At 71.8% G+C, this 12,985-nt stretch carries 13 protein-coding genes; 10 read left to right on the forward strand and 3 right to left on the reverse strand.

Annotated elements, in window-relative coordinates; all coding sequences use genetic code 11:
• The first annotated feature begins 60 nt into the window (after positions 1–60).
• The 10 genes from kamD to N801_RS02210 all read left to right on the forward strand — a co-directional run bounded on the left by kamD (position 61) and on the right by N801_RS02210 (position 9,578).
• Positions 61–1,650, forward strand: a complete 1,590-nt coding sequence (kamD, locus tag N801_RS02165; protein ID WP_035932310.1) for a lysine 5,6-aminomutase subunit alpha — start codon at positions 61–63, stop codon at positions 1,648–1,650.
• On the forward strand, positions 1,647–2,444 hold the full coding sequence (gene kamE, locus N801_RS02170; RefSeq protein ID WP_211254651.1) for a lysine 5,6-aminomutase subunit beta: 798 nt from the start codon (positions 1,647–1,649) through the stop codon (positions 2,442–2,444). The genes kamD and kamE overlap by 4 nt, the downstream gene beginning before the upstream one ends.
• An 11-nt stretch (positions 2,445–2,455) precedes the next feature.
• Entirely contained in the window at positions 2,456–2,860 is a 405-nt protein-coding gene (gene kal / locus N801_RS02175; RefSeq protein WP_245618164.1) for a 3-aminobutyryl-CoA ammonia lyase, read from the forward strand.
• Positions 2,861–2,883: 23 nt separating this feature from the next.
• Positions 2,884–4,518, forward strand: coding sequence for an apolipoprotein N-acyltransferase (gene lnt, locus N801_RS02180; protein WP_245618166.1), 1,635 nt, complete (start codon positions 2,884–2,886; stop codon positions 4,516–4,518).
• Complete coding sequence (locus N801_RS02185; RefSeq protein ID WP_035932314.1) at positions 4,511–5,284, forward strand: polyprenol monophosphomannose synthase; 774 nt, start codon at positions 4,511–4,513, stop codon at positions 5,282–5,284. The genes lnt and N801_RS02185 overlap by 8 nt, the downstream gene beginning before the upstream one ends.
• Positions 5,281–5,802, forward strand: a complete 522-nt coding sequence (locus N801_RS02190; RefSeq protein ID WP_245618168.1) for an FxsA family protein — start codon at positions 5,281–5,283, stop codon at positions 5,800–5,802. The genes N801_RS02185 and N801_RS02190 overlap by 4 nt, the downstream gene beginning before the upstream one ends.
• A 106-nt stretch (positions 5,803–5,908) precedes the next feature.
• A complete protein-coding gene (locus tag N801_RS02195; RefSeq protein WP_035932316.1) occupies positions 5,909–7,078 on the forward strand; it encodes a sensor histidine kinase in 1,170 nt (389 codons plus the stop codon).
• The gene (locus N801_RS02200; RefSeq protein WP_035932318.1) at positions 7,075–7,725 is read left to right on the forward strand and encodes a response regulator; all 651 of its coding nucleotides are present in this window, start codon (positions 7,075–7,077) and stop codon (positions 7,723–7,725) included. The genes N801_RS02195 and N801_RS02200 overlap by 4 nt, the downstream gene beginning before the upstream one ends.
• 150 nt (positions 7,726–7,875) lie before the next feature.
• Positions 7,876–8,784 (forward strand): ABC transporter ATP-binding protein, encoded by a 909-nt coding sequence (locus N801_RS02205; RefSeq protein WP_035932321.1) that lies wholly within the window; start codon positions 7,876–7,878, stop codon positions 8,782–8,784.
• Entirely contained in the window at positions 8,781–9,578 is a 798-nt protein-coding gene (locus N801_RS02210) for an ABC transporter permease subunit (RefSeq protein ID WP_035932323.1), read from the forward strand. Before N801_RS02205 ends, N801_RS02210 begins: the two co-directional genes overlap by 4 nt.
• 121 nt (positions 9,579–9,699) lie before the next feature.
• Here the strand turns inward: N801_RS02210 and N801_RS02215 are convergent, their stop codons facing one another.
• The 3 genes from N801_RS02215 to N801_RS19495 form a co-directional block, all read right to left on the reverse strand.
• On the reverse strand, positions 9,700–10,062 hold the full coding sequence (locus N801_RS02215; RefSeq protein WP_035932325.1) for an RNA polymerase-binding protein RbpA: 363 nt from the start codon (positions 10,060–10,062) through the stop codon (positions 9,700–9,702).
• Between the two features lie 187 nt (positions 10,063–10,249).
• Positions 10,250–11,635, reverse strand: coding sequence for an MFS transporter (locus N801_RS02220; protein WP_052112509.1), 1,386 nt, complete (start codon positions 11,633–11,635; stop codon positions 10,250–10,252).
• A 49-nt stretch (positions 11,636–11,684) separates the two neighbouring features.
• The coding region (locus tag N801_RS19495) for a M15 family metallopeptidase (RefSeq protein ID WP_211254652.1) at positions 11,685–12,985 on the reverse strand (1,301 nt) is incomplete at its 5' end.

The following is a 12,985-nucleotide window of genomic DNA, read 5'->3' on the forward strand; positions in this document are numbered from 1 at the left end:
TCTTGCGGTCCAGGAGGGTGTTGACCGAAGGATCGGCGGCATCGTTGATACTCTGCCGTCGTGTCTCCACGTCCCCGCCCTCTCCTCGAGCTCGACCGGGCCGATGTCCGGCGCGCTCGCTCGCTCGCCCGCACCGTCGGCAGACCGGTCGTGCGGATCGCCAACCAGCACACGACCGTCTCGGTCGAGCGAGCGACCCTGCGCCTCGCCGGCCTCGCGGGGGCCGACCACGAACGAGTGCCGTGGGTCAACCACCTCGTCGACGCGGTCCGTGAGGGCGCCGGGCTCGAGCACGGTGTCACCCTGCCCGTGTGGGACGCCCTGCGTCGGGGCGCCGCTCCCGACCTGCTGACCCTCGCCCAGATGGCGAGCAGCCGCTCGGTCGACTTCCGGGTCCCCGAGGGCAAGGACGCCACCGCTGCGGCCAGGCAGTCGCGCACGGCCGTCGCACGCGGCATCCGCACCATCGACGCACAGCGCGCGACGCGCGACCGGCTCATCAAGCGCCACGGCGACCCGAAGCAGCGGCCGTGGGTGTACCTCATCGTCGCCACCGGCGACATCTACCACGACATCCCGCAGGCTCAGGAGGCCGCCCGCGAGGGCGCCGACGTCATCGCGGTCATCCGCTCGACCGGCCAGAGCCTGCTCGACTACGTGCCCGAGGGCGCGACCCGCGAGGGCTACGCCGGCACCTACGCCACCCAGGAGAACTTCCGGCTCATGCGGGCCGCTCTCGACGAGACGAGCAAGGAGGTGGGGCGCTACATCCGTCTCACCAACTACGCGAGCGGTCTGTGCATGCCCGAGATCGCGGCCCTCGCCGGCCTCGAGCGGCTCGACATGATGCTCAACGACTCGATGTACGGCATCCTCTTTCGCGACATCAACCCCATCCGCACCTTCGTCGACCAGCGGTTCAGCCGACAGGTCCACGCGCGCGCCGGGATCATCATCAACACCGGCGAGGACAACTACCTCACGACGAGCGACGCGGTCGAGGCCGCGCACACGGTGACGGTGAGCCAGCTCCTCAACGAGTACTTCGCCAAGGAGGCCGGGCTCGAGGACTGGCAGCTCGGCCTGGGCCACGCCTTCGAGATCAACCCCGACCTGCCCGACAGCTTCCGGATGGAGCTCGCGCACGCCCTGCTCGCCCGCACGCTCTTCCCCGACGCCCCGCTGAAGTGGATGCCGCCCACGAAGCACATGACCGGCGACGTCTTCCGGGGCAACCTCCTCGACGGCTTCTTCAACCTCGCCGGCGCCCTCACCGGGCAGAGCATCCTGCTCGTCGGCATGATGACCGAGGCGGTCGTCACGCCCTGGATCTCGGACCGCGACATCGCCCTCCAGAACGTCCGCTACGTGCTGGGCGCCGCCGGCGGCCTCACCGAGGACTTCCACCCGCCGCGGGACGGGTTCATCCAGACCCGGGCCCGACAGGTGCTGTCCGAGGCGATCGACCTGCTCCAGGAGATCAACGACGAGCCGGGCAAGGCACCGTTGCTCGAGGCCATCGCTGACGGCACCTTCGGTGAGATGAAGCGTCCGGCGACGGCGGGCAAGGGCCTCGACGGGGTCGTCGTCCGCGCGGCCGGCTACGACAACCCGGCCATCACCCTCCTCGAGAACGGCCAAACCCGATGAGCCGGGCGACGAGCCAGCCGACGAGCCCCGACGACGTGACTGCCCTCCCGCGGGTCATCCGTCCCTACGGTGACCAGACCGGCGACGGGATGGTCCAGGTCTCCTTCACGCTCCCCATGCCGAACGGCAAGCGGGCCGAGGGTGCCGCCCTCCAGCTCGCCGGGAAGATGGGCATCGAGCCGGCGATCGTCGTGCACCACAAGTCCATCGGGGACGGGTTCACGTTCTTCGTCGTCTACGGCTCGGTGAAGCACCTCGTCGAGCCCGGCCTCGTGGAGGTCGTCGAGCGCGAGTTCCCGCTCCTCTCCGGCAAGGAGATCAACGCCGCCATCAAGCGCCGGCTGCACCGCAAGCTCGTCGTCGTCGGCGCGTGCATCGGCACCGACGCGCACACCGTCGGCATCGACGCGATCCTCAACATCAAGGGGTTCGCCGGCGAGAAGGGCCTCGAGTACTACCGGGAGATCAGGGTCGTCAACCTCGGCGCGCAGGTCCTCGTGCCCGACCTCGTCGAGCGGGCGCGCGAGGAGAAGGCCGACGCGGTCCTCGTCAGCCAGGTCGTCACCCAGCGCGACGCGCACATCCACAACACCCAGGCGATGTCGGCCGCGTTCCGGGAGGCCTTCCCCGCCGGCGAGGTGCCGCTCCTCGTCGTCGGCGGGCCGCGCTTCGAGGAGGGCTCGCAGGACGCCCTCGGGGTGGACCGCATCTTCGGCCGAGGCACCACCCCCGGTGAGGTCGCGAGCTACCTCGTCCACGCCCTCGTGCCGCGGCACGACCAGGCCCAGGCTTAGAGCAAGGGAGCATGAGCACCATGACCGGACGCGACGACCCCACGGGCACGACGGTGCTGCACCGCCGCTACGTGCCGTACACCCACGCCCACTACGCGGGCAACCTCGTCGACGGGGCGTACTCGCTCGCGGCCTTCGGCGACGTCGCCACCGAGATGTGCATCGTCACCGACGGCGACGAGGGCCTGTTCGCCTCCTACAGCGACGTCCAGTTCCTCGCCCCCGTCCGGGCGGGTGACTGCATCGAGATCGAGGCCACGCTCGTGCGCGTCGGCACCCGCAGCCGCGAGATGGAGTTCGCGGTCCGCGTCGTGGCCCGCGGCACCCCGGAGCGCGGCGAGTCCGCCGCCGACGTCCTCGACCCACCGGTCGTCGCGACGACGGCCCGCGGTGTCGTGGTGGTGCCGGCGCGCTGAGGCCGGTGACCTACGGTGGCTCCGTGCCACCCCAGATCCCGCATGCCGGCCCACGCACGGGTCCCACGCTCCGCGTGGGCGGGTGGGTCCCGCGCGCCGTGGGTGCCGTCGTCGCCGGTCTGCTCCTGTGGCTCGCGTTCCCCGAGCACGACCTCTGGTGGCTCGCCCCGGTCGCCGTCGCGCTCCTGGCCGCCGTGACGCTCGACGTCGGGGGTCGCCGCGGTTTCGCCCTCGGCATGCTCGCCGGCTGGGCCTTCTTCGTGCCGGTCCTGTCGTGGTCGGGCGTCTACGTCGGGAAGCTCCCGTGGTTCGCCCTGGCCACCCTGCAGGCGCTCTACGTCGCGCTGATGTGCGCCGTGGTCGGCTTCGTCGGCCGGTGCCTTCGCCCGCGGTGGGGTGACTCGACGTATGCCGTGGTCCCGCTCGCGTGGGTGGTCCAGGAGCTCGCACGCGGGACGACGCCGTTCGGCGGGTTCCCCTGGGCCCGGCTCGCGTTCAGCCAGGCCGACAGCCCGCTGGCCAACGTCGCCCAGTGGCTCGGGGCACCGGGGGTGACCTTCGCCGTCGCCGTCGTCGGGACCGCGCTCCTCGCGGGCGTCGCCTCGGCACGGCGCCACCCCCGCACCGCCGGGGTGGCGCTCGCGGGTGGGGCGGCCGTCCTCGTCCTCTCCGGGCTGGCGACCCCGCAGGTCACCGGACGCCAGGTCACGGTGGGCCTCGTGCAGGGCAACGTCCCCCGCGCGGGCCTCGACTTCAACGCCGAGCGCCGGGCGGTGCTCGACAACCACGTGCGCGGCACCGAGCTCATCGGCGAGCGCCTCGCGACGGACCCCCCGGAGAACCTCCCCGCCCCGCTCAGCCTCGTCGTCTGGCCCGAGAACTCCTCCGACATCGACCCGATCCGCAACGCCGACGCCGCCGCCCAGGTCCAGCGAGCCGTCACCGCAGTCGGCGTCCCGGTCATCGTGGGCGCGGTGCTCCAGGAGCCGGACCCCGACCTGTCCAACGCCTCGCTGCTCTACCGGCCCGGGGGAGCCGAGCCCGAGCGCTACGTCAAGAACCACCCCGTGCCGTTCGCCGAGTACATCCCCTACCGCTCGTTCTTCCGGACCTTCAGCGACAAGGTCGACCTCGTCACCCGCGACTTCGTCAGCGGCGAGGGGCTGGGAGCGTTCCGCATCGATGCCACGTCGGGCGCCTACTGGGCCCTGCCGACCATCTGCTTCGAGGTCGCCTACGACGGGCTGATGCGTGACTCGGTCACCCAGCCGGGCAAGGAGGCCGGGCTCATCCTCGTCCAGACCAACAACGCCACCTTCGGCTACACCGCCGAGTCCGAGCAGCAGTTCGCGATCTCGCGGATCCGCGCCATCGAGCACGGTCGCTCGGTGGCGCACGTGTCCACCGTCGGCGTCTCGGGCTTCGTCGCCCCCGACGGCTCGGTCACCGGCAAGACCGGCCTCTTCACCGCCGAGCAGCCGGTCGCCCCGGTGACGATCCGGACCGAGCGCACCCTGTCGGACCGGCTCGGCGTCTGGCCGGAGTGGGTCGCCGTGGCGGCGCTCGTCCTGCTGGTCGGCGGCGCGGGGGTCGCGAGGCGAGGCGTTAGGGTCGGACGACCCGATCCGGAGCGACCCACGAAGGACCACGTTGACTGAGCGTCCCAGCCTCGACCGCGTTGTCGTGCTCATCCCCACCTACAACGAGCGCGAGAACCTGCCGGCAATCGTCGAGCGGGTGCGCCGCGAGGTCCCCGAGGTCGACGTCTGCGTCCTCGACGACAACTCTCCGGACGGCACCGGCGAGGTCGCCGACGCGCTGGCCCACGACGACGGACAGGTCCACGTCATCCACCGCGCCGGGAAGCAGGGTCTCGGCGCGGCATACCTCCACGGGTTCGCGTGGGCGCTCGAGCAGGGCTACGACGCGGTCGTCGAGATGGACGCCGACGGGTCCCACCGGCCCGAGGACCTCCGGCGCCTGCTCGCGGCCGCCCGGGACGCCGACCTCGTCATCGGCTCGCGCTGGGTGCCGGGCGGCAGGGTCGTCAACTGGCCCACCCACCGCAAGGTGCTCAGTGTGGGCGGCAACATCTACACGCGGGTGCTGCTCGGCATGGACGTCAGCGACGCCACCGCGGGCTACCGGGTCTACCGGGCCTCGGCCCTGCGCGGGCTCGACCTCGCCAGCGTCGAGTCCGCGGGGTACTGCTTCCAGGTCGACCTCACCCGACGGGCCGTCGCCGCGGGCCTCGAGGTCGTCGAGGTGCCGATCACCTTCGTCGAGCGCGTGATCGGCGACTCCAAGATGGACCAGAGCATCGTGCGCGAGTCGCTGGGGCGGATCACCGTCTGGGGAGTCCAGCGGCGCGCTGAGCAGGTGAGGGAACGGCTCGGCGGCCGCGGGCGTTGGCACCAGTTGTGACGCACCCGATCGGCTCCACCCCCTACGCGCGTCGTCGGCGTCGGCCGCGCTGGCTGACCTTCGTGCTCATCGGGCTCGTGGCCGCACCGATCATCGAGATCGCCGTGCTCGTCGCCGTGGGCCGCACCATCGGCGTGGGATGGACCCTCCTCGCGCTCCTGCTCCTCACCGTGCTCGGCACCTGGCTGATGCGGCGTGAGGGCTCCCGCACGTGGAAGGCCCTGCGCGAGGCGTCACGCACCGGGCGCATGCCGAGCCGGGAGATCGCCGACGGCGCCCTCGTCCTCATCGGTGGCGCGTTCCTGCTCCTGCCCGGGTTCGTCAGTGACGTCATCGGGCTGTTCTTCGTGCTGCCGTTCACCCGGGTCTTCGCGCGCCGCCTCCTCGAGGCGTTCGTCGCGAGCCGGGTCCTCGTGCGGATGCCGTTCCCCTCCGGCGGTCCGGGTGGACCCGGCGGGCCTCGCGGGCCGGGGGAGTCCGGCCCCCAGGGCACGATCCGCGGCGAGGTCGTCGACTAGCACGACCGGAACGGCCGTCGGCCGCGACGAGCCCGCGCAGCGGAGGGGGTCCGATGTCCTCCTTTTGGGTGACTCCTGAGCCCCGACGGCCGCCCTACCGTGAGGTGTGGGCCGGGTTCGGCTGTTCCTCGACGGGCATGGCCTCGACCTCCTGGTCGTGGCCACGGCCGTCATCACCGCGACCGCCACGGCCCTGCGCGACGACCTCGAGCACCCGAGCGGACCACGGTTCGTCATCGGCATCGTCGGGATCACCGCGGCGGTCCTCGTGCTGCTGGCCCGCCGTCGCTTCCCGTTCGCGGCGCCCGCGGCGACGTGGGTGGTGTGCCCGGCGCTCTCGTTCCTCGACGGCCAGCTCATCGTGAACGGGGCCGGCATCCTCGTCGCCGGCATGGGCGCGGCGGTGCTGCTGGGCGCCCACCCGCACGCCTCGCTCTCCCGTCTGGGGCTGGTGGTCGTGGTGGCCGGAGGCCTCACGGTGGTGCGCAACGGCCCCGACTCCTCCACCGACGACATGATCTCGGTCCCGGCGATGTTCGCGATCGGATGGCTCGTCGGGTGGGCCCTGCGCGAGCGCACCGAGCGGACCAGGGCGGCCGAGGAACGGGCGGTGCGCGCCGAGCGCGAGCGCGAGGCGGCCGCCCGGGTGGCGGTGGCGGAGGAGCGCGGCCGGATCGCCCGGGAGCTGCACGACATCGTCGCCCACGCGGTGAGCGTCATCGTCCTCCAGGTCGGCGCGGTCCGCCACCGGCTCCCCGAGAGCGCGACGGCGGAGCGGCAGACGCTGCGCAACGTCGAGGACGTCGGGCGGACCGCGCTCGCCGAGATGCGCCGGCTCCTCCACGCCATGCGGGAGGAGGGGGACCGCGCCGAGCTGGCGCCGCACCCCGGCCTGGGCGACCTCGACCGGTTGCTCGCGGATGTCGGAGCGGCCGGCCTGGAGGTGCGGCTCCGGGTCGTCGGGGAGCCGGCCGCACTGCCCCCCGGGCTGGACCTGTCGGCCTACCGCATCGTCCAGGAGAGTCTGACCAACAGCCTCCGGCACTCCGGGACGGGCACGGCCGACGTCACCCTCGACTACGGTGCCGACGGGCTGCGGCTCGAGGTGCGCGACCACGGCGGCCGCGACCGCGCGACCCCCGACGGGCACGGCCACGGGCTCGTCGGCATCCGCGAACGCGTCAAGATCTTCGGTGGGGAGATGACGGCCGGCCCCGCGCCGGGCGGAGGGTTCCTCGTGAGGGCCCGGCTCCCGCTGGGGGACGAGGAGCGATGACCATCCGGGTGCTCGTCGTCGACGACCAGGCGATGGTGCGTGCCGGTTTCCGCCTCCTGCTCGCCGACGAGCCGGACATCGAGGTGGTGGCGGAGGCCGGCACCGGCAGAGAGGCGGTCGCGCACGCGGCCCGGCTCGACCCGGACGTCATCCTCATGGACATCCGGATGCCAGAGCTCGACGGGCTCGAGGCCACCCGGCGGATCCTCGCGACGGGCACCTCCGCCAGAGTGCTCATCCTCACCACCTTCGACCTCGACGACTACGTCTTCGAGGCGCTGCGCGCCGGCGCGAGCGGGTTCGTGCTCAAGGACGACCCGCCCGAGCAGCTGCTCGCCGCCGTGCGCACCGTGGCCGCCGGTGACGCGCTGCTGTCCCCGTCCGTCACCCGGCGGGTGATCCGGCACTTCACGAGCGAGCGTCGCCAGGCCCCGCCTCCGGGGGTGGCGGACCTCACGACGCGCGAGCTGGAGGTCTTCGGGCTCATCACGAAAGGGCTGTCCAACGCCGAGATCGGGCGGGAGCTGTTCATCAGCGACACGACGGTCAAGACGCACGTGACGCGGCTGCTCCAGAAGCTCGGCCTGCGCGACCGGGCCCAGGCGATCGTCCTCGCGTACCAGACCGGCCTCTTCGACGCGTCCTGACCGCGACGTCCTCCCCGAGGCGACCTCCTCCGTGAGGACCAGTGGAGGTCGTCGGTAGGTCGTAGGGCAGACGCGACCTCGCGACGACGCGCGCCGGCCGTGGCGTCCCTAGCGTCGTGGACAGGCACACACCACCGGAAGGAGAACCACATGATCACCATCGACAACCTGTCCAGGACCTACGGCTCCACCGTCGCGGTCGACCACGTCAGCTTCGTCGCCGAGGCCGGCCGGGTGACCGGCTTCCTCGGTCCCAACGGAGCCGGCAAGTCCACGACGATGCGGATGATCGTCGGCCTCACCCAGCCCACGACGGGGACGGCCACCATCGCCGGTCGCCGGTTCGCGGACCTGCCCAACCCGGGCGTCGAGGTCGGCGTGATGCTGGACGCCTCCGCCCAGCACGCCGGCCGCACCGGCCGGGAGATCCTCGGCATCGCCCAGCAGACCATGGGCGTTCCCGCCCGCCGCGTCGACGAGATGCTCGAGCTCGTCAGCCTGACCTCGGCCGAGGCGGACCGACGGGTGGGCAACTACTCGCTCGGGATGCGCCAGCGGCTCGGGGTGGGCACCGCCCTCATCGGGAACCCTCGGGTCCTCGTCCTCGACGAGCCGGCCAACGGCCTCGACCCGGCGGGCATCCGCTGGATGCGCGACCTGCTCCGCGACTTCGCGGACGGGGGCGGCACCGTCCTGCTGTCCTCGCACCTCCTGCGCGAGGTCGAGATCATCGCCGACGACATCGTCATGATCGGCCAGGGACGGATCGTCTGCCAGGGCTCCAAGGCGAGCCTGCTGCGCGGCGAGGGCAGCGTCGCCCGGGCCGCGGACGCTCGGGCCCTCCTGCGGGCGCTGCACGCGTCCGGGCACGACGCCACGGTCACCAGCGACGGCGCCCTGACCACGGCGGCCGAACCGTCGGTGGTCGGCCGGGTCGCGGTCGAGCACCAGCTGGCGCTCACCGAGCTGCGCGCCGCCGAGAGCGGACTCGAGGACATGTTCCTCGAGCTCACCGCCAACACCCAACGAGACACCCGTCGAGAAAGGACAGTGGCATGACCACCCTCACCCGCACCCCACCCGCCCAGGCGCTGGACCGCGACGCTCCCATCCCCCTGGCGCGCGTCGTCCGGGTCGAGCTGCGCAAGATGTTCAACACCCGCAGCGGCTTCTGGCTCCTCGCGAGCCTCGTCATCGTGGGCGTCCTCGCGACCGTCGGGACGATCCTCGTCGCCCCCGACGACCAGCTCACCCACAACACGTTCGCCGCGGCGATCGGCTTCCCCATGACGATCGTGCTGCCGATCATCGCGATCCTCTCGATCACCGGTGAGTGGAGCCAGCGCACGGGGCTGACCACGTTCACGCTCGTCCCGCACCGCGGCCGGGTCCTCGTGGCCAAGACCATCGCCTCGGTGGTCGTCGGGATCGCCGCGATGCTCGTCGCGCTCGTCGTGGGCGTGGTCGGCAACGTGGTCGGCACGACGATCTCGGGGACCGACCTGGTCTGGGACCTCTCGGCCGCCCAGTTCGGGACCATCGTCGTCGGCAGCCTGCTCTGCCTGCTCACCGGCACGATGCTCGGCATGCTCATCCGCAACTCCCCGGGGGCGCTGGTCACCTACTTCGTCATGACCCTCGTGCTCCCCACCCTCTTCGGGATCCTCGCGGCCAACCAGGCGGACTTCGCGGACGTCCGGCCGTGGGTGGACGCCGAGCTGGCCCGGTCGTTCCTCTTCGAGGGACCGCCGACCGGCGAGCAGTGGGGTCAGGTCGCGACCACCGCCCTGCTGTGGCTGGTGCTACCGGCCCTGGTCGGCCTCCGGTTCGTCGTGCGCTCGGAGGTGAAGTAGCCCACACGGGCCGGTGGCCCCGTCGCCCTCGGGCGGCGGGGCCACCGCCGTGCCCGGACATGCGGATGCCGTGTGCCCGACGTGGGCACACGGCATACGACGGTGGGGGAGGAAAGACCCCTCAGGCGGACTTCTTCTTGCCCGGCTTCTCGCCACGGCTGGCGCGCAGCAGGGTGAGGCGCTCCTCGAGGAGCTCCTCGAGCTCGGGGATGGAGCGACGCTCGAGCAGCATGTCCCAGTGGGTGCGCACGTGCTTCACCGGCTTGGCCTCGGGCTCGGGACCGCCGCCCTGGAGCTTGGCCTCCTCGCCGCAACGGCACTCCCACACGGCCGGGATGTCGGCCTCGATCGAGAACGGGAGCTCGATGCGGTGACCCTGGGGGCACAGGTAGGTGGTGATCTGACGCTCGCTCGGGACGACGTTCACGTCCGTCTCCATGCTGAGGGCGCCGAGTCGGCTGCCGCGCAGGCTGCGTTCTGCCATGGGGTTACTCCCAACGAAATGGTGGATCCCGGCGGATGGGTGCAACGCCGGGTGTCACTGAGTGGAACGCCTGAGGACCGGGTGTTTGTTCCGGGCAGCGAGGACGTCGCTGCACCCTCGGCGGGGTGGGCGTTCCCGCTGTGACGTGATTCACGCCGAAACGGCGCGACAGATCAGTCTAGCGGATTCAGACCACTGCTGGCACCTCGTTGCCGGCCTCGCGGATGCCGCGAGGCATGTCCACCTTGGCGAGGAGGACCCCGCCGAGGACGAAGAAGACGATGAGCGCGAGGATCGCCGGGCGGTACGAGTCGGTCAGCTGGTGCACGACACCGAAGATCACGGCGCCGAACCAGCTCGTGCCCCGTTCGAGCGCCTGGTAGAGGCTGAAGAACTCCGCCTCCCGGTCACGGGGGACCAGCTGTGAGTACATCGACCGGCTCAGCGCCTGGGTGCCGCCCATGACCAGGCCGATGCCGACCCCGAGAGCGAAGAGCGCCGCCAGGGCCTTCTCGGGCACGAAGTAGGCCGCAATGATGACGAGGACCCACATCCCGATGCCACCGAGCACGGTGCGCCACGCCCCCAGACGACGGGCGACCTGACCGAAGAGCAGGGCGCCACCGAAGGCGACGAACTGCACCATGAGGAAGAGCGTGAGCATGGTCGTCTCGGAGAAGCCGAGCTCGGCCGTCCCGTAGAGGCTCGACTGCCCGATGACGGTCTGGATGCCGTCGTTGAAGAACATGTAGGCGACGAGGAAGAGCAGCGTCTGGCGCAGGCCGAGCAGGTGACGGAAGGTGTCCTTGAGCTGGCGGAACGTCCCCCCGAGCACCCCGGCCCTCGCGGCGACCACGGGCCGCTCCACGCCGCGCATCTGCCACATGCCGAGGACCGGGATGAGGGTGAACAGCCCCCACCACAGGCCGGCCATGAGCATGCTGATCCGCACGGCCTGCCCGGTGCCGCCGAGGGCGTCGGCGTTGCTCAGCATGAGGAAGTTGACCGCGAGCAGGATGCCTCCACCGAGGTAGCCCAGGGCCCACCCGCGGGAGGACACCTTGTCGCGGTCGTCGGGGTGGGCGATGCGCACGAGGATGGCGTCGTAGACGACCAGCGAGGCCCCGAGCGCGATGCTCGCGACCATGAGGAGCAGGACCCCGAGGCCCCAGTTGGTCCCCTCGACGAGGAACATCGCCGACGCGGCGACGGCGCCGATGCCGGCGAAGAGCGCCATGAGTCGCGCCGGTCGCTTGGTCCGGTCCGCGATCGCCCCGACGAAGATGAGCAGCAGGGCGCCGACGAAGGTCGACAGCCCGACGGTGTACGGGTGGAGGGAACCCGGGTCGATCGGCAGCCCCAGCACGTTGAGGTCCGTGGTGCAGTCCGCGCCCTCGGCCAGACCCGGGCACGCCGCCTCGGTGGCGACCGAGGTGAGGTAGGGCCCGAAGAGGACCGTCGCCGTCGTCGTGACGAAGGCCGAGTTGGCCCAGTCGTACCAGTACCACGGGCGCTGGTACCGGGCGTTGGTGGCGTAGTCCTCGGCGATGGCGAGGTCTGACTGCGTCGTCATGCGCCGAACTGTGGCACACCCGACGTGGGTGGGGGACGAGTACGACTACTCAGCCCGCGAACTCCCAGTGCCACGGCTCCGGGGTGGCGCCGCCGGGGCCGGCCCAGCTCGGGTGGAACCATCCGTAGACCGGCGCGTTCTGCTTCATCCAGAGGTGGGCGGGGGAGCCGAAGTTGTTGATCCCGCCGCAGAGGTCCAGTGCCATGCCGAGACCGTGGCGGCTCGTGCCGGGCCGGGCCGCGAACCGCCCACGCTTGGCCTTGGTGACGTACTGCTGGCTGAGCGAGCGGTAGGAGTCGGTGACGCAGATCGGGCTTCCGGTCTGCTTGGCGTAGGCCTGGGTCATCGCGTTGAACGCGGCCGCGGCGCGGGGCGACAGCATCTCGCCCGGCGCCTGCCACAGGGGGCAGAGGGCGCTCGTGGGGTACATGCCGTTCGGGTAGGCGGTGGAGGCGGTGCTGCAGGGCTTGCCGATGCCGGCGGCGGAGTCGAACGTCCTGCCGAGCACGTTGACGAGCTTGGCGTATGCCGCCTTGGCCGCCGGGGTCTGGATGCCGGCGAGGTACGCGGCGATCGGGCCGGCCTTGGCCACGTCGGCGGCGTGCGACTTCTGGAGGGCGGCGAGCTTGGTCTGCTGGGTCCGCACCAGGGCGTCTAGCGCGGCCTTCTCACGGGCGATCTTGGCGGAGGCGTCGGTCGCCGCCTTCTGGGCCGCGCTGCGGCTGGCGGTCAGCTCGTCCTGGCGCTTGGTGAGCACCCGGACCTCGTCGACCGCGCGCACTCGTTGGTCGGTGAGGTAGGAGATGTCACCCAGCGGGTCCCCGACCTCGGCCTCCTCGGCCTGCATGGCATCCAGGAACGAGAGCAGCTCGCCACCCGAGCCCCCCTCGGCGTACGCCTGGAAGGCCCACTCCCGCACGATCGCCCGGGCCCGGTCCAGCCGACCCTTGAGGACGCCCAGCTCGATGGCGGCCTGCGCGGCGGACGCGGTGGCGGCCTGCTCGGTCGCCCTGGCCCCGGTCAGCGACTCGAGCAGGGCGTTGGACTGCGTCGCGAGCCCCTGGAGCTCCTTGAGGGCGACCGCGAGACCGGTGTTGGACGCGGTGATCTGAGCCCAGATCTGCTCCGCGGCGGCGACCTGGTTGCCCAGCTCGGTCGTGCTCAGGGTGACGTCGGGGTCGAACGAGGTCGGTCCGTTGTCGGGGTCGTCGTTGCGCGGCGGCTGCCAGGGCGGCTGCACCGTCGGCTTCGGCGTCGACGTCGACGTCGGGCGCGGGGTGGTTCCGGGCTCCGGTGGCGTCGTCGGTGGTGGCGTCGTCGTCGTCGGGGCGGGGGGAGGAGTGGTGGGGG

The sequence above is a fragment of the Knoellia aerolata DSM 18566 genome (assembly GCF_000768695.1).
Classification (GTDB): domain Bacteria; phylum Actinomycetota; class Actinomycetes; order Actinomycetales; family Dermatophilaceae; genus Knoellia; species Knoellia aerolata.

What these genes read in the sequence shown, in the direction of transcription:
- N801_RS02200 (WP_035932318.1), top strand. Translation starts at nt 7,075, where the DNA reads ATGACCATCCGGGTGCTCGTCGTCGACGACCAGGCGATGGTGCGTGCC.
- N801_RS02220 (WP_052112509.1), bottom strand. Translation starts at nt 11,635, where the DNA reads ATGACGACGCAGTCAGACCTCGCCATCGCCGAGGACTACGCCACCAAC.
- N801_RS02210 (WP_035932323.1), top strand. Translation starts at nt 8,781, where the DNA reads ATGACCACCCTCACCCGCACCCCACCCGCCCAGGCGCTGGACCGCGAC.
- N801_RS02205 (WP_035932321.1), top strand. Translation starts at nt 7,876, where the DNA reads ATGATCACCATCGACAACCTGTCCAGGACCTACGGCTCCACCGTCGCG.
- kamE (WP_211254651.1), top strand. Translation starts at nt 1,647, where the DNA reads ATGAGCCGGGCGACGAGCCAGCCGACGAGCCCCGACGACGTGACTGCC.
- kal (WP_245618164.1), top strand. Translation starts at nt 2,456, where the DNA reads ATGAGCACCATGACCGGACGCGACGACCCCACGGGCACGACGGTGCTG.
- N801_RS02215 (WP_035932325.1), bottom strand. Translation starts at nt 10,062, where the DNA reads ATGGCAGAACGCAGCCTGCGCGGCAGCCGACTCGGCGCCCTCAGCATG.